At 33.9% G+C, this 17,350-nt stretch carries 18 protein-coding genes; 1 reads left to right on the forward strand and 17 read right to left on the reverse strand.

Features of this window, described 5'->3' with window-relative positions; translation table 11 throughout:
• Nucleotides 1-589: 589 nt before the first annotated feature.
• The 8 genes from dltD to LIX58_RS01465 all read right to left on the reverse strand — a co-directional run bounded on the left by dltD (nt 590) and on the right by LIX58_RS01465 (nt 7,450).
• Nucleotides 590-1,768: a D-alanyl-lipoteichoic acid biosynthesis protein DltD gene (gene dltD / locus LIX58_RS01430; RefSeq protein WP_226386014.1), complete on the reverse strand. Its 1,179-nt coding sequence runs from the start codon at nt 1,766-1,768 to the stop codon at nt 590-592.
• Nucleotides 1,765-2,001: a D-alanine--poly(phosphoribitol) ligase subunit 2 gene (gene dltC, locus LIX58_RS01435; RefSeq protein WP_103297646.1), complete on the reverse strand. Its 237-nt coding sequence runs from the start codon at nt 1,999-2,001 to the stop codon at nt 1,765-1,767. The genes dltD and dltC overlap by 4 nt, the downstream gene beginning before the upstream one ends.
• A 15-nt stretch (nt 2,002-2,016) precedes the next feature.
• Nucleotides 2,017-3,231, reverse strand: coding sequence for a D-alanyl-lipoteichoic acid biosynthesis protein DltB (dltB, locus tag LIX58_RS01440; protein ID WP_154836564.1), 1,215 nt, complete (start codon nt 3,229-3,231; stop codon nt 2,017-2,019).
• Complete coding sequence (gene dltA / locus LIX58_RS01445; protein WP_154836563.1) at nt 3,228-4,685, reverse strand: D-alanine--poly(phosphoribitol) ligase subunit DltA; 1,458 nt, start codon at nt 4,683-4,685, stop codon at nt 3,228-3,230. The genes dltB and dltA overlap by 4 nt, the downstream gene beginning before the upstream one ends.
• A gap of 14 nt (nt 4,686-4,699) precedes the next feature.
• Nucleotides 4,700-4,825: a teichoic acid D-Ala incorporation-associated protein DltX gene (locus LIX58_RS01450; RefSeq protein ID WP_103297667.1), complete on the reverse strand. Its 126-nt coding sequence runs from the start codon at nt 4,823-4,825 to the stop codon at nt 4,700-4,702.
• A 419-nt stretch (nt 4,826-5,244) separates the two neighbouring features.
• On the reverse strand, nt 5,245-6,207 hold the full coding sequence (locus LIX58_RS01455) for a 2-hydroxyacid dehydrogenase (RefSeq protein ID WP_226386015.1): 963 nt from the start codon (nt 6,205-6,207) through the stop codon (nt 5,245-5,247).
• A gap of 17 nt (nt 6,208-6,224) precedes the next feature.
• Nucleotides 6,225-7,016 (reverse strand): TIGR01457 family HAD-type hydrolase, encoded by a 792-nt coding sequence (locus LIX58_RS01460; RefSeq protein WP_126565194.1) that lies wholly within the window; start codon nt 7,014-7,016, stop codon nt 6,225-6,227.
• Entirely contained in the window at nt 7,016-7,450 is a 435-nt protein-coding gene (locus tag LIX58_RS01465; protein WP_154836561.1) for a DUF86 domain-containing protein, read from the reverse strand. The genes LIX58_RS01460 and LIX58_RS01465 overlap by 1 nt, the downstream gene beginning before the upstream one ends.
• A gap of 101 nt (nt 7,451-7,551) precedes the next feature.
• On the opposite strand from LIX58_RS01465, the gene LIX58_RS01470 reads away from it, so the two are divergent.
• Nucleotides 7,552-7,818 carry a DUF3055 domain-containing protein gene (locus tag LIX58_RS01470; RefSeq protein ID WP_103297652.1) on the forward strand — a complete coding sequence of 89 codons (267 nt, stop codon included), beginning with the start codon at nt 7,552-7,554 and terminating at the stop codon, nt 7,816-7,818.
• Nucleotides 7,819-7,888: 70 nt separating this feature from the next.
• Here the strand turns inward: LIX58_RS01470 and LIX58_RS01475 are convergent, their stop codons facing one another.
• The 9 genes from LIX58_RS01475 to LIX58_RS01515 form a co-directional block, all read right to left on the reverse strand.
• Nucleotides 7,889-8,284, reverse strand: a complete 396-nt coding sequence (locus tag LIX58_RS01475; protein ID WP_154836560.1) for a YutD family protein — start codon at nt 8,282-8,284, stop codon at nt 7,889-7,891.
• A gap of 101 nt (nt 8,285-8,385) precedes the next feature.
• Nucleotides 8,386-9,306, reverse strand: a complete 921-nt coding sequence (gene lipA / locus LIX58_RS01480) for a lipoyl synthase (protein WP_126565190.1) — start codon at nt 9,304-9,306, stop codon at nt 8,386-8,388.
• 145 nt (nt 9,307-9,451) lie between these two features.
• Nucleotides 9,452-10,771: a bifunctional metallophosphatase/5'-nucleotidase gene (locus LIX58_RS01485; protein ID WP_154836559.1), complete on the reverse strand. Its 1,320-nt coding sequence runs from the start codon at nt 10,769-10,771 to the stop codon at nt 9,452-9,454.
• A 21-nt stretch (nt 10,772-10,792) separates the two neighbouring features.
• The gene (locus tag LIX58_RS01490) at nt 10,793-11,620 is read right to left on the reverse strand and encodes a sulfite exporter TauE/SafE family protein (protein WP_154836558.1); all 828 of its coding nucleotides are present in this window, start codon (nt 11,618-11,620) and stop codon (nt 10,793-10,795) included.
• A gap of 13 nt (nt 11,621-11,633) precedes the next feature.
• On the reverse strand, nt 11,634-12,482 hold the full coding sequence (locus LIX58_RS01495; protein ID WP_154836557.1) for a DUF72 domain-containing protein: 849 nt from the start codon (nt 12,480-12,482) through the stop codon (nt 11,634-11,636).
• A gap of 269 nt (nt 12,483-12,751) precedes the next feature.
• On the reverse strand, nt 12,752-13,825 hold the full coding sequence (locus LIX58_RS01500; protein WP_226386016.1) for an NAD(P)H-dependent flavin oxidoreductase: 1,074 nt from the start codon (nt 13,823-13,825) through the stop codon (nt 12,752-12,754).
• A gap of 200 nt (nt 13,826-14,025) precedes the next feature.
• Complete coding sequence (sufB, locus tag LIX58_RS01505) at nt 14,026-15,423, reverse strand: Fe-S cluster assembly protein SufB (RefSeq protein WP_154836555.1); 1,398 nt, start codon at nt 15,421-15,423, stop codon at nt 14,026-14,028.
• Nucleotides 15,424-15,620: 197 nt separating this feature from the next.
• On the reverse strand, nt 15,621-16,082 hold the full coding sequence (sufU, locus tag LIX58_RS01510) for a Fe-S cluster assembly sulfur transfer protein SufU (RefSeq protein ID WP_126565184.1): 462 nt from the start codon (nt 16,080-16,082) through the stop codon (nt 15,621-15,623).
• Nucleotides 16,072-17,322 (reverse strand): cysteine desulfurase, encoded by a 1,251-nt coding sequence (locus LIX58_RS01515; RefSeq protein ID WP_186805167.1) that lies wholly within the window; start codon nt 17,320-17,322, stop codon nt 16,072-16,074. The genes sufU and LIX58_RS01515 overlap by 11 nt, the downstream gene beginning before the upstream one ends.
• Between the last annotated feature and the right edge of the window lie 28 nt (nt 17,323-17,350).

Genomic DNA, 17,350 nt, shown 5'->3' on the forward strand with positions numbered 1-17,350 from the left:
AAACACTTAAGTAAGAAATTCTAAATATGGACAACAAAACGACGTTGTATGACACTCGAGGGATTTAAAGTTATTGATGACTTAATCGTTCAAACACTTACGTAAGTAATTCTAAGATAGATTACGAAGCGTAGTTATGAGACTCCTATGCTAATTATTAATGAACCTAAGTGCTTTAGCACTTAGGTAAGTAGTTCTAAAATGGATTATGGAACGTAGTTGAGTGACGCCTGAGGGGTTTAAAGTGATTGATGAACGTAAGTGTTCACACACTTACGTAAGTAGTTCTAAGATAGATAACGAAGTGTAGTTGTGAAGACTCCTAGGGGAGCAGTGCTAGTCGAAGACTACAGGCTGAGACAGCACCCCAGGAAAGCGAAACAACTTAAACGAGTGAATATCTACCTAAGAACTACTTTGCAGGACTACAGGCACGAGCCTTTCCCACAGTAAAGCGCAACAACTCAAACAAGTTAATATCTATCTTAGAACGCCTTTACACATATGGTATTTCAATAAAAAGAAAGACTGCCAACAAAGTTAGAAACTTTGTCGACAGTCTTTACTAATACGTTTATAGTTATTCATTCTAATGATGTTGATGATGCTTTTCATCTTTAGAGTTATTATCTTGCATGTGTTGCGCAATATGTTGGTTCATATAGCCCCAACCTTTCCAACCTACATGCACTACGTCACTTAATACATACTTTTCATAGTCTTTATCAGACATATCGTAAACTTTACCACCATGATCAACTACAGTTTTATGAATCTTGTTATAAACAGGTTCACGAGTTGAACGGTGAATGCCTAAATGGTCATACCATTTACCGTTAACTGGTAGAATGACATATTGAACATCCGCACCAGCTTGATGCATTGTGTCTACAAGTAATGATAAATCTTTAAACTCAGGAGAGTTCATTTTGAACTCATATTTACGATGATTCATTGGTTTCTTAGTTGTTAATTGTTTCCAATATTCATTACGAATGCCATATTTATTAGAAGTTGAACGTTTTTCTCCTAATTGTACACCTTTTTCACGCATAGTATCCCAAGATACATTAGGTTCTGTAAAAGGATGAACATGCTCTAATGGTGATTTATCTAAAGAGAAATAAGATTTAATCGCTTCAATTTTAAGAAGCTGATTCTGTTTAAACTTAGAAACATATTGCCCTTTCACATCTCCAGGGTGTTTAGCCTGTTCTTTTAAATATGCTTTATTTGAAGCACTTTTAAAATGTAATAAACGCTTAGCATAACGTTGCTTTAATTCTGCAGGCATATCTTTTTGTTGGAAAATCTGATCAATTTGATTTGCTGTTGTACGTGCTGCAAAGTCCCTATCATTCACACCATGAGTACTAAACCATTGCGGTGAAATGATAAACGTCATTTTTTTACCTTTTAACTGGTCATATTGACCAGCTAATTCAATCGCATTGATTAAATCAGTGTTACCACCTGTACCTACTAAGAAGACAGGTTTCGTCCCTTTTCTATGATGTAATGCAAGGGCTGGGTTAAATGGGTCTTGTTTGTTCAATTCACTTGAACCATAAATTGGATAATACTTGTCACTGCTAAACAGTTTATTTTGAATGAGCGTACCTTTAAGTACTTGATCTGTTAAAGAAATTCTATTATCAGCGACTGTCTTATTTGATACTAAACCAGTAAACCAGCTTGCCGGCATTAGCACAAACGCTAAGAATAACAGGCCACTGATAATAATAGGTAAAAACGGTTTTAATTTCATCGTAATTCTTCTAATGCTTCAACAATTTTATTAGGAGTTGCCCACTCATCACGATCAAAGTCCATAATAGATACTTCAATACCTAATCTATTTTGAATTTCAAGTAATAAACCAACTGTTTGGAAAGAATCAATAATACCTTCTTCAAAGATTTCTACGTCTGGGTTTTCTTTTACAATATCGTTTTCCGCAACATCAGCTAATAAATCTAATACTTGTTCTCTAAATTCCATAATTAATTACTCCTTTTATATTAATTTTCCTGAAAAGATTAAAAATCCAAATGCTACAAAATGGAATGTAATGATAATACTTAAAGCAGTAGTGAAACCATTTTGCCAACGAGGTGGGTGTTTCTTTCTCCAACGTTCATAATATCCATAACCGATAAACATCAATCCATGATAGATACCATAAACAATATAGAATACTTCTAAACCATGCCACACACCCATAATAAAGAAGTTTAAGAAGAATGCAAAATTAGACATTGCAAATTGGTTCTTCATTAATTTCTTACGTGACATATAGAATAATGTACGCATGTATACACAGTCTCTAAACCAGAATGATAATGACATATGCCATCTATTCCAGAAGTCTTTAATATTACGTGCTTTGAATGGTTGTTTAAAGTTAGGTGGTGTGTTAATACCGTACAAGTAACTCACAGCTACAGCGAATAAACTGTAACCTGCAAAGTCAAAGAATAGATAGAAACTATACGCATACATGTATAACCATTTATGTGTAAAACCGTGTAAGTCCATAGTTAATGGTTGAATTGCATATACGTTAATTAAATGCGCAATAATATATTTATATAGGAAACCAAGCATAATCATATGAATGGCCTTTAATACCATTTCTCTATATTGATTTCCAGTTGGCACTTTTTTATCGTCTTTAACGAAACGTTTATAACGGTCAATTGGTCCAGAAGATACTGTTGGGAAGAATGAAATAAATTGAATTAATTTCCCTACTTTAATCTCTTTAATTGAACCGTCTCTAATTTCCATGATAAGTTGAATACTTTTGAAAGTAACGTAGGAAATACCTAAGAATCCTACAAATTCAATTAATTTATGCTCATGAAAATGAATTTGATGTCCGCCTAACCATGAACTTTGTAATACTTTAACAATCGCAAGCGGTAAAATAGATAAAATCATTACTATGACAAATTTACTAAATGTGTTGTTCTTTTGGCGTGACTTATAATAAGCCATAATTAACGCCACTTGCCAAATTAGATAAATAACAAAACTTAGTAATTGAATACTTAAATATTTATTACCAAATAAGTTATGTTTATCTGAAGCAAAAATGATAACAATCATAATTGCAGTACTAATACCATTATAGATGTAGCTTCGCTTACCTAAAAACCCGAGTATAATCACAGGTAAAAGTACAATAAACGCAATTAAGAAGAAGGTAAACGTACCATAAGGAATCATGCGTCAATATCCTTTGCAACTTGTTTACGATCTAGTTTCCCATTAGAAGTCAATGGAAGTTGTTCCATCCAAACAAATTTTCTCGGAATCATATATTCAGGTAAGCGAGATTTTAGCTCGGATTTAATTGTTCTTGTCATTTCTAAATCATTTTCCACTTCTTCAGTTGGTACTACTGCACCCACTAAATATACCACTTTGTCATTTTTATAAATTGGTACAACGACTGTTTCCCTCACATATTGTGATTGACGTAATTGTGTTTCAATTTCTTCAAGTTCCATACGGTAACCATTTAATTTAATTTGGAAATCGATACGTCCTTGGATAAACCAATGACCATCTTTTTCAACTGCTTTATCGCCTGTATGATATGTGCGAATGCCATCTTCAAAATTGAATACCGCTTCTGTTTTTTCTTTATTTTTCAAATAACCTAAACTTACGCTGTTTCCTTTAATAATAAGTTCGCCTTCATCTGTAGTTGATAAAGATGTGTTAGGTCTAGCTACTCCAACTGGTAGTGGGTTATATTGTTCAAGAATTTCAGGTGTAATCTTCACACCAGTTACAGCAACAGTTGCTTCTGTAGGACCATAAGTATTATAGATAATCGCATCTGGATATCTATCCACTAATGCTTTAGCAGTTCTATGCGGTAAGATTTCCCCACAGAAGAAGAAATGATTTAAACTTGGATAATCATTTCCATTTAAGTTTGGAAGTAATAAACACATTTCCATAAATGAAGGTGTTGATACCCACGCATTAATTGGCGTATTAACCAACATTTCATTTAATAATTTAGGTTTATTAATCATTTCTTTATCTACTAAGTTTAAAGTTCCACCAGAAGTTAAACATGGATAAATTGCCATTACAGATAAATCAAATGAGAAAGGCGCTTGGTTAAGCCATTCTTGAGGCTCATTTGATTCATTTAATGATACCATCCATTCTGCAAACTCTACTAAACTAGCATATTCAATTTGTACACCTTTAGGTTCACCAGTTGAACCAGAAGTAAAGATAGTATAAACCACATCGTTTGGAGACATTTGACTATCAAAAATAGTCGGATTCTCTGATTGTTGAATATCATTAACAGTTATCTCTTGCGCTGAATGATTTTCTAATGTTTCTTCAGATGTATTTAAAATAAATTGTGGTTGGACTTTTTCAATAATCATTTGTACGCGTTCTTGAGGAACAGATGTGTCAATTGGTACATAACCACAACCAGCTTTAATTGCACCTATCATCCCTACTAACATATAAGGTGACATATGACCATAAATGACCAATGGTTTTTGTGTATCTTGAAGCAAATGTGCTAACTTGCTTGATTCATCAATTAATTGTTGATATGTTAATTCATCATCTTTATGTCTAATCGCTATACGGTCAGGATTTTTTTGACCAAAGTCATTAATTAAATTGATAATATCTGACATAATTTAACTCCTTATTAGAATTCATTGTAAATGAAATTATTCTGTGTATCGCCTGAACCATATATTAGGTACAGTGCTATAAAAATCGCTAAATATAATATCGTTAATAAATAAGGCTTAGCTTTTTCGAAATAAAGCATACCTTTACTAGTATTTGTTTTCTTTTCTTTCAATGGCGTATCGCACCTCACTATGAATTACTTATAAATATTATTAAAAGCTTTTCCCAGAAAGAAGTTGAAATCACAAAATATAATTTTAATATTTTATTTTTACACTTCATTATAAGCAATATATTTTTTAAAGCAAACTATTTTTTCAGTATATTTTTTATACATATTTGTTCAAATTGTGTTATAGAGGATTATTTTTCAAAATGAATTACAAAACAACTATCGTATTTATTCGTTTAATTCGAACGTAAATGATAATAATTATAATAGTACTAAATGTGCTTTATCACAATTACATAATGTCTAACAAAACTGTTAGATTCTGAAAATGAAAAACTTCTTATTCTCTTATACAAAACAATATAGAGAATAAGAAGTTTTTATTTTTATTTATGAACTTGAGTTAACGGTTGTTCTCCATGTATAACCGCTTTAATATTGTCGACACATAGTTGAATCATACGATCTCTTGTCACCATTGAAGCACTACCGATATGCGGTAAAATCACTGCATTTTTCATTTTCAGCAATGGATGATCTAGCCTAATAGGTTCTTCGCGTAAAACGTCAAGACCACACCCAGCGATTTGACGATATTCAAGCGCTTCAATTAACGCTTCTTCATCAACGATAGCCCCTCTACCAATATTGATAAAGATAGCATCGTTCTTCATTTTTGAAAATGCAGTCCCATTAAATTTATTCGCTGTTTCACTAGTCAATGGCGCTGTACAAATAACAAAGTCACTGCGTTCTAACAGCTCATCAAATGATACATATTGGGCATTGAGTTCTTGCTCAGCATCTTTATGTCTTGAACGATTATGATACAAAATGTCTGTATTAAAACCTTGAAGTCGTCGTGCAAAACTTTTACCAATTTCTCCCATGCCATAAATACCTACCGTCGAACCATGGACATCTTTTCCAGATAATAAATAAGGGCCCCAACTTTTCCAGTTGCCTTCTTGAACATAATGTTCTGCTTCAATAATACGACGTGCAACGGTAAGCATTAATGTAAATCCTAATTCCGCCGTTGTTTCAGTTAATACATCTGGTGTATTCGTAACGACAATATTATGTTTCGTCGCACTATCTATATCAATGTTGTCATAACCGACTGCCATATTCGCAATGATTTTGAGATGCTTAGCTTGCTTCAAGGATGCTTCATCTATCTTCTCACTTAGTGTAATAAAACAAGCAGTTGCCTCTTCTATTTCTTTTAAAAATGTTTCTCTCGGCATGGGCTCAAATTCTTCGTCCCACATTTGAACTTCACCAAGTTGTTTTAACTGTTGAACAAATTTTTCAGGAATTTTGCGTGTGACTAATATTTTATCCATAACTCCGGCACTCCTTTTTATTCTTCTGCTGCTTTTTCTAATTCTTCAATTGCAACATTCAAATCTTTAAATGAGTACGTTGGTTGTTGATCTTTTTCTTGTAATTCTTCATATGATGTCACGCCTGTTTGAACATGTATTGTATCTACCCCTACATTGATACCTGACATAATGTCTGTATCGTAAAGGTCACCAACCATCGCAACATCTGATTTATCAAGTTTTAAAATATCTAAGGCAATATCCATAATGACCGGCTCAGGTTTACCTATAAATTGTGGTTGTTGACCAGTTGAAACACTTACCACACTTGTAATAGCACCGTTACCAGGTAAGAACCCACGCTCTTTAGGAATTGAAACATCAGGGTTCGTAGAAATAAACTTCGCACCTTGGCGTACCGCTAAAGTTGCGACAGCTAATTTTTCATAAGTTACTTTTTCATCTAGACCAATCGCTACATAGTCTACATGTTCATCATCTTTAACAGTTAATCCTGCCTCAGTTAAAGCCGTTCTTAATCCACTACCGCCAAGCATATAAACAGTAGCATCACTTTTTTCTTCAGCAATGTAATTAGCAGTGGCTAACGCAGATGTTACAACTTCCTCAGGTTTAGCATCTATGTTCATTTCTTTTAATTTTTGAGTTACTTCTTCGGGTGTTTTAGTAGAGTTATTCGTTACGTATAAATGTGGGATGTCATTTTGATTTAAGTAATCGATGAATTGAGCTGCACCATCAATTTCATCTGTTCCTAAGTACATCGTGCCATCCAAATCAATTAAATAACCTTTATAGTTTTTCATTACTGGTTGCCTCCCTTTCCGAAAGCAGTGACTGGAACATTTTCTTTTTCAAGAAATTGCATGACTTCTTGAATAAATTGTTCATAATAAGGTAATGCTTTATCAAAAAGTGGTTGAATCACATCACTATCAAGCTCAGTATAATTATGAGCGAACTGCTTTCTAACCTCTACGGTTTCATTAATATGCTGTTGTGTTTCTTTAGTAATGACACCCTCTAATTCCAAGATATCAATCACATCTTTATAATTGCCTGGATCTCTTAAGATAAAACCATCAATAATCATATTACCTATATCTACTGAAGACTCAATTAACATTTGAGCAATACGCTCAAAAGCATAATGATTTGATTGATTTGCTTCATAGTCTTGAGTTAATTGATTTAAATAGTTAAGCTTTAAATTTAATTTATCTTTATCAACAAAATACATATCAGTCACCTCTTAATATCTCTATCATATCACAGTTTTGCATAGGTCTTCATTTGTCGTTATACTTAATTTAAAAATGAGAAAAAAGGAGTTCTACTCTTATGATAGATATGTTTTTATACGATGATGAAGAACAAAGCCAAGTGCAATTTGTAGGTTTTGTTGGTGAACATAGTCGTTATGATTTAATGTTAATACAAACAGACCGTCATTATGGTAAAACGCTTGTTTTGAATATGCAAACCAATAAATTTGGCATTATTGGAACTGATGATATTGAAGAAGAAGGTTATATCGCGCATATTTTAGGCGTGACTCAAGAAGAAAGTGATGAAATTATTGAATACCTTAACCAAGTTATCCAATAAAAATAAAAAGGAAGTCGGACACAAATCGTTTTTCTCAAAAGATTTCTGCTCCACTTCCTTTTTTCCATGCTTATTCATCATTGCGTTGCTTTTCGACGTTTTGAATAGTTGGTTTAATTTTTACATCATGTAATTTATCTTCTTTGTCAGCGATTACTTTTTCTTGTTCCATATCTAACTGTGCCATTTCTTTATTAGATAAATGTCTGACTACAAAATATGGACATCCAAAATTACAATATTCCAAGATATAGTCTTGGATACTTGAGAAACGTTTAGATATCTCTGATTTTTTATTTGAATCTTTATAAAAGCCTTTTAAACGTAACTGATCATAACCGAAGTCTCCCACTACATAATCATACTTATCTAATATATCAGAATACCTTGAGGCAAAGAGTTCTTCATCAAAGCAATCTCTGTAATCTTCAATTAATTCAAAATACTGCTGATCTACTTTAATCATCACTTGTCACCTTTATTCCATATAATAAAAACTTAGATTACACGATTTCATTTGAAATGTGCAACCTAAGTTCTTAAATTGTTTTATTTAAACGTTTTTAATTACTTTTGTTGTAATTGTTCTTCACCTAAACGGTGTTTTTCTTTAGCTGCTTCATTTACTTGCTCATCAGCATGATATGAACTACGTACCATTGGGCCAGCTTCACAATGTTTGAAACCTTTTTCCATAGCTACTTTTCTTAATTTACCAAATTCTAATGGTGTATAATATTTTTCTACTTTTAAATGCTTACGTGATGGTTGTAAATATTGACCAATTGTTAAGATATCAACATCATTAGCACGAAGATCATCCATTGTTTCGTAGATTTCTTCTAATGTTTCACCTAAACCAACCATTAAACTTGATTTAGTTGGGATATCTGGTTGTAATTCTTTAGAACGACGTAAGAATTCTAAAGTTCTATCATAAGTCGCACGCGCACGTACTCTTGGCGTTAAACGACGAACTGTTTCGATATTGTGGTTTAAAATGTCTGGTTTTGAAGCCATTAATGTTTCAAGTGCTTCATAATCTCCACCCATATCTGATGGTAAGATTTCAATTGTAGTGTACGGATTACGCGCACGTACTTTACGTACTGTTTCAGCATAAACGTTAGAACCTGCATCTCTTAAGTCATCACGAGCAACTGCTGTAATAACAACGTGTTTTAAATTCATTAATTCTACTGATTCTGCTACACGTTCTGGTTCATTTAAGTCTAATTCGTTTGGTAACCCTGTTTTTACCGCACAGAAACGACATGCTCTTGTACATACAGCTCCTAAGATCATAAACGTAGCAGTACGTCTAGCTCCCCAACATTCATGTATGTTTGGACATTTAGCTTCTTCACATACTGTATGTAGATTTTTTTCTCGCATCATCTTCTTGAGGCCAATATAGTTCTCATTCGTGTTAAGCTTTATTTTCAACCAATCTGGTTTACGTAAGATTTCTTCATTTTTAGTAGCCATAACAACGCATACCCTCCTGTATAATCTATCTTTTCCTATTATAACGAAATTTACTTTAAATTAAAATGTAATAACTTATAAAATTAAAACTCTTATTGGTTTTCACTTTTATTTATGAAAAGGTATTAAATTTTTTATGATTTATTTACTTGTCTAGCAATTTCTCTTTAAAAATGTCTCGTAAAAATTCTGGCATTAAATAATCAATTGACTTCCCTTTTAATAGAGGGAAATAGCGACCAAATGTGTACATATCCACAGTACCTAAAATATAATTGCCGTCATCTTCGATTTCCTCTCCATTAATAAAGAAACGATTTTCTGATTCAATAAAGCCACAGTTATATAAGATGTAACCGCCAAAGATATCGCCTCTAAATCCAAGACCTTGGACATGTTCATGCATATATTCTTGTTTTTGACTTTTAACGATGACTTTTTTCAAATCTGCACCTTTAAGTCTCACTCTGACCACGTTAATCGGATGTGGTAACATTTTGTGAATATCGTATTCTGTTACTTTGTCCGCTTCAATTCCATTAACGATTAATCCTGCATTAATAATGGTACAATCTGCATTTGTGAATTCAAATACGCTCTCAGCTAATAAATATGTTGTTTCTGTAATAACATCAGTTTTGCCAAGTAGTTTCACTGGATGATTAATCACTGGGTCACTTAAAAGTTTTTTGCCTTCATTTTCAAAATCTGTCTCCACTAATGGTAACGTTTCGACAGGATGTAAAACCGCCTCTTTCGACACGACTTTCTTATCTTCAATAGTTAAGTTGACCTCACCTAAATAGTAGCCATATTTACCAGCAGCAGCCATTAACACACCATTATTAATTTCACCTTCATCAAAATGGTGATGGGTGTGACTACCTAAAATCACGTCAATCTCTGGAATTTCTTGGCATAATTTCTCATCAAAGAAGACACCAACATGACTCATGACGATAAGTACATCATATTGACCATGCCGTTGCGCAATTTCATCTTTCATCGCTTCTAAAGGGTCTGTCACAATCCAATCTAACGCACGATAAAACGGTGTAAATGGTGCTGTCGCTGCTACAAATAAAAAGCGCACACCTTTAATTTCTCTAATAGTCGATGTTGCAATATTATGAGGTAAGTGCCCTTCTTCATCAATTACATTGGTACAAATGACTTCAAATTTAGCTTCATTATATAAATTGTTTAACGCTTCATGAGAAATCGTCATGCCTTCATTGTTACCGATTGTGGCAATATCGCAATGTGCTGCATTAAGTAGTTCTACATTCTTCTTACCTAAAGTGGCTTCTGTGACTGGCGCCGATAAATCTACGTGGTCGCCAATATCTAGATATAACGAGGGATGTTGAAGTTTAGGTCTATGTTCCGCCATATATGATGTGATGCGTGCATATTCGTTTAAATGACTATGAATGTCATTTGAATGATAAATAGTTAACTTCACTTAAATTCCCCCTATATTTATTTAAAGAAAAGATTTAATAATTAAATATATACCCATAATCAACATTACAGTACGTAATAACGTCACTACTGTTTCTGACTTAATAGAGCGGTTCACACGTACACCGATTTGGGCACCTATGTAACTTGAAATAATTAAGACAATTGAATACGACCATGCGACGTGTCCTTGAATAATATGTCCAATCGAACTCATTACACTTGAGAAGAAAATCATCATCATACTTGTACCCACTGCGACATGAGGTGGAAATCTAAAGACAATCAGCATTAGTGGTGTCATTAACGTACCGCCACCTATACCAAATAATCCAGTTAACACACCAATAAATAACGTTGCGAAAAACGCAAAGAATGGTGGCACACTGTAATGATATGTTTTCCCATCAGCATCAATATACGTTTTGCGGTACTTTTCTTTATCGAAAATTTTAAATGGTTTAATTTTATGACGTACCATAAGTAAAATAGAAACTAAAATCATAAAAATACCAAAGTATAAATTAAAAGAGTCTAGCGTCAAATATCGACTAATAAATGACCCAACTAATGACCCCGGTAGTAAACCAAATAAAAAGATAGAACCATTTTTAATATCTACTTGCTTCGTTTTCAAATATCCAATAGAAGAAGACAGCCCTGTAACAATTAAAATGACTGAAGATGTTCCTATTGCGATTTGAGTGGTAATCCCATGTAACAAATCATGATTAACACCTAAATACACTAGTGTTGGCACGATAATAATGCCGCCACCTATCCCTACCAGTGACCCAAGTACAGCTGATAATAAACCGATTAAAATTAATAAAATAATTGTCAATAACACTATATTTCGCCTCTTAGAATAATTTTAATTGTTGTGGGGCTAAGCCCGTGTATTCTATATTTAATATGTCTTGATACACTTTCGCATTTTGTGCTGCATGGCCACCCGAGTTATTGTTAAATACCACATAAACTTTTTTAGCTTTCTGTTCTAATATTTTAACCTTTTTCGCTAAATCTGTAAGTTCTTCCTTATTATAATCATATAAATAACGGACATCTCGCCATTCTTGATCTGTCATATCTTTTTTCGTCCATCCTTGCTTATTTCTACCGTGATAACGTACAAAGGCTTTATCAGCGGTAATACGATTAACTAATGGGACCGAACCTTCTTTCACTTGAGGTTCATCTACAACAGCATGAATAATCTGATGTTCAGTTAAAAACGCTAACGTCTGTTCTTTAAATTGTTCATTAAACCAAGACTGATGTCGAAATTCAACGCACATAGGAATATCTTTTAGTTGTTCTCGTACATACAAGATATAATTAATATTCTGTGTTGTACAATCAAACCATGGTGGAAATTGCACTAACACCATTGCCAATTTACGATGTTCAATCAACGGTTGAAGCATCAGTTTAAATTGCTCAAATAATTCTTGTCGTGAATCGGCAAACGCTTTATAATCGGCATGCAGTGTCAATGCTTGATGAATTTTCACGACAAATTCAAAGCGATCTGGCGTTTCCTTAATCCACTTCTGTATATTTCGTTCTGGTTGGATGGCATAATAAGAGGGATCAAGTTCAACAAGCGGAAAGTGCCCTGAATATGTCTTTAACTTATCCGATTGTCGCTCCATATCCTCATACAATGAGTAGTGATCTCCCCATCCAGTAAGACCTATATTAATCATTTTTTATCACCAGCTTTATGATACCATATTCATTTTTAAGTTATCACTTGTTCAATACTAACTTTACATTTTCTTATTATTTTTGGAAAATGCACTCCCCCATACTCGATATTTGATGTTATTAATAAAATGTATAAAAAATTGAAAAACCCTTTCAATCGAGGAAACAGAATACGTAACGTCAGAAGTTTACTTCAAGTAAATGACCAAAAAACGTATAAGTTGACCACGAGTGAAAGGGGTTGTTTACAGTTATATTTTTTAAAAAATTACTCTACAATCCTAACTAAATCCTCAACTTGCTTAACAAGATTATTCATTAATTGGTCTACATGTTGTGTCGTAGCTAGACGTGGCGATTGACCACTCCATATATGAGTCCATTCTTTATTACCATTAGAAGCTGCATGCTTACGAATAGCATTTGTTAACTGATTCTGCACTGGATAAGGTAGAATGTCTCCATCATATTGACTCATTTCTTTTACAAAGTCATTATTTACCCCACGTGCGAATTTCCCACTAAACACATTCGTAACTACTGTGTCAGTTTCTATACTATTCAAAATCGTCTGCTTCACCACATTATTAGCGCCACTTTCTTTAGCTGTTAAGAAAGCCGTCCCCATCTGCACACCTTGTGCACCAAGAACTAAACTTGCTACAATACCGCGACCATCCATAATTCCACCTGCAGCTACAACAGGTATTGAAACATGATCTACCATTTGAGGGACAAGTGACATCGTCCCTATAAGTGCTTGTTGTTGCTTAGGATGAGGTAGAAATGAACCTCTGTGTCCACCTGCTTCACTCCCTTGAGCAACGACCACATCTATGCCCGCACGCTCATTCTCAATGGCTTCTTCTACAGTCGTCGCAGTTCCAATTAATGTTACATTCGCTTGTTTAAGCTTTTTGATAATATTTTGTTCAGGAATACCAAAGGTAAAACAACATATTGGCACTTGATGTTTAATGACATTATCAATTGCATTCATAAACTGTTGTTCTTCCGTGATATTGACTGTAGGTTCTTCAAGATTTAATGCTCGACGATATGGTTTTAACCATGCATTCATTTGTTCAACTTGTTGATGTGAATAATCATTGTAACCAGTTACAAATAAATTCACTCCAAATGGTTTAGACGTTAACGCTTGAACTTTCTGAATTTCTGCATCCAGTTTTTCTGCTGACATATAACCTGCCCCAATTGTCCCTAGAGCACCATTATTACTTACTGAAGCAACTAACTCCGGTGTCGTACTACCAGCCATACCTGCTTGAATAATGGGATATTGGACCTTTAATAATTGGGAGAGTTGATTTGAATTCCACATATACCAAGCATCCCCTTTCTAATTATTATTTTTGATAATTGAAAAGTACTTAGTTTATATCTACCATTCCCTACGCTAAATTTAGATAAACGCTAATTCCTTTCTTATAAATCAATAAAAAACGCCAACGTATTTATAAAACATAAATACGTTGACGTTCATATTATTTACTAAGAAATAGGTAGTCTTATAGGTTGAAATTAACCGATACTACCTTCCATTTCGAATTTAATTAAACGGTTCATTTCTACTGCATATTCCATTGGTAATTCTTTTGTGAATGGTTCAATGAAGCCCATTACGATCATTTCAGTTGCTTCTTCTTCAGAAATACCACGGCTCATTAAGTAGAATAATTGTTCTTCTGATACTTTAGAAACTTTCGCTTCATGTTCTAATGAAATATTGTCATTGAATACTTCATTGTAAGGAATTGTATCTGAAGTAGATTCGTTATCTAAGATTAAAGTATCACATTCAATGTTAGAACGCGCACCTTTCGCTTTACGTCCGAAGTGAACGATACCACGATAGATAACTTTACCACCATTTTTAGAAATAGATTTAGAAACGATAGTTGAAGATGTGTTTGGTGCTTTATGAATCATTTTGGCACCAGCATCTTGAACTTGTCCTTTACCAGCGAATGCGATTGATAACGTACTACCTTTCGCACCTTCACCTAAAAGTACACAGTTAGGGTATTTCATTGTTAACTTAGATCCTAAGTTACCGTCAACCCATTCCATGTTACCATTTTCATGAACAAACGTACGTTTCGTAACTAAGTTATAAACGTTGTTTGCCCAGTTTTGGATTGTAGTATAACGTACGTGTGCATCTTTATGAACGATGATTTCAACTACTGCTGAGTGTAGTGAGCTTGTTGTATAAACTGGTGCAGTACAACCTTCAACGTAGTTTACTGAAGCACCTTCATCCGCAATGATTAATGTACGTTCGAATTGTCCCATGTTTTCTGAGTTAATACGGAAGTATGCTTGTAATGGTGTATCTAATTTAACGTTTTTAGGTACATAGATGAATGAACCACCTGACCATACTGCTGAGTTTAATGCTGCGAATTTGTTGTCAGCTGCTGGAATAACAGAAGCAAAGTATTCTTTGAATAGTTCTTCGTTTTCACGTAACGCACTATCCGTATCTTTAAAGATGATACCATTTTCTTCTAATTCTTTTTCCATGTTGTGATAAACAACTTCTGATTCATATTGCGCAGAAACACCTGCTAGATATTTTTGCTCAGCTTCAGGAATACCTAATTTATCAAATGTACGTTTAATTTCTTCAGGTACTTCGTCCCAAGAACGTTCTGTATGCTCTGAAGGTTTAACGTAGTATGTGATGTCATCAAAGTCTAATTCTGATAAGTCGCCACCCCATTGAGGCATTGGCATTTTATAGAATAATTTTAAAGCTTTTAATCTGAAGTCAAGCATCCATTCTGGCTCGTCCTTCATTTTAGAAATTTCTCTAACAATATTTTCTGTTAAACCACGTTCTGATCGGAAAATGGAAACATCCTCATCATGGAAACCATATTTATAATCCCCAACATCAGGTGCTTTTTTAGCCATTTCAATCACTCCTTAAATATATTTAAACGTCGTGCGTGAGATTTTTAATATTCATTATTTATATTGTCATTGTAACAACATGCAACTTACATAAAAAGTCAAAAGTGTAAAAAGTTAAATGAAGTTATGTTTTTAATACTACTATCTTTTGAGTTGAATAATAACTTTACTCAACTCAAAAGTTTAGTCAGAACTGCTTAGTCTTCAGTAGTACCTTCAGCTTTACCTTCTTTTTCAACTGTACCTTTTTCGAGTGCTTTCCAAGCTAAAGTAGCACATTTAATTCGAGCAGGGAATTGTGAAACACCTGATAATGCTTCAATATCTCCCATATCTTCAGTAATTTCATAGTCTTCGCCAAGCATCATTTTAGTGAATTCTTGACTCATTTGCATCGCTTCGCCTAACGTATGGCCTTTTACGGCTTCAGTCATCATTGATGCACTAGACATTGAAATTGAACAACCTTCACCTTCAAATTTAGCATCATTAATCATGCCGTCTTCGATATCAAATGTTAATCTGATGCGATCACCACAAGTAGGATTGTTCATATCTACTGTCATTGATCCATTGTCTAAAACGCCTTTGTTTCTAGGGTTTTTATAATGATCCATAATTACAGATCTATAAAGTTGATCTAAATTATTAAAATTCATAAAAGAAAAACTCCTTCGTTTGTTTCAATGCTTCAACTAATTGATCAACATCTTCTTTCGTATTGTAAATGTAGAAACTAGCACGAGCAGTTGATGAAACATTTAGCCATTTCATTAATGGTTGCGCACAGTGATGTCCTGCTCTTACTGCAACACCTTCTGTATCAACAGCAGTTGCAACATCATGAGGATGAATGTCAGCTAAGTTAAATGTAATCACACCAGCGCGTCTTTCTTTTGGTGGACCATAAATTTCTAATCCTTCGATAGCTGACATTTGATCATATGCATATTCTGTAAGTTCTTTTTCATGTTTGTGAATCGCTTCAAATCCTAATTGTTCAATATAACGGATAGCTTCAGCTAAACCGATAGCTTGAGCGATTAATGGCGTACCTGCTTCAAACTTCGTAGGTAAGTCTGCCCAAGTCGCATCATATTTACTTACGAAGTCAATCATGTCACCGCCAAATTCAACAGGTTCCATATCTTTAAGTAAATCACGTTTACCGTATAATACGCCGACACCTGTTGGACCTAACATTTTATGACCACTGAAACTGAAGAAATCAGCATCTAAGTCTTGGACATCAATATCCATATGAGGGGCAGATTGCGCACCATCTACACTAATAATTGCGCCATGTTCATGAGCAATCTTAGCGATTTCTTTAACGTCGTTAATTGTACCAAGTACATTCGATACATGAGCAATTGCTACGATTTTTGTTTTATCATTAATTGTCGCTTTGACATCTTCAATGCGTAATTCTCCCTCATCTGTCATAGGGATGAATTTTAAAGATGCGTTTTTACGTTTAGCTAATTGTTGCCAAGGTACGATATTCGCATGATGTTCCATTTCAGTCACAACAATTTCATCGCCCTCTTCAATATTCGCATCACCATAACTACGTGCCACAATATTAATAGAAGCTGTTGTTCCTCTAGTAAAGATGACTTCTTCAAAATATTTTGCGTTAATGAAACGTCGAACCGTTTCACGTGCACCTTCATAACCGTCTGTTGCAAGTGAACCAAGTGTGTGTACGCCACGGTGAACGTTAGAATTATAACGTTTATAGTAATCATCTAACACATTTAACACTTGGACTGGTTTTTGACTTGTCGCTGTTGAATCAAGATAGGCTAATCTTTTTCCATTAACTTTTTGATTTAAAATAGGAAAATCTTTGATAATTTCCTCAATATTTAATGAAGTTTCGGCCACTTTATTCACGACCTTTCTGTTATTAAAAATCTCGTCT

Source organism: Staphylococcus sp. Marseille-Q1834, assembly GCF_916858875.1.
Taxonomy (GTDB): Bacteria; Bacillota; Bacilli; order Staphylococcales; family Staphylococcaceae; genus Staphylococcus; species Staphylococcus pragensis.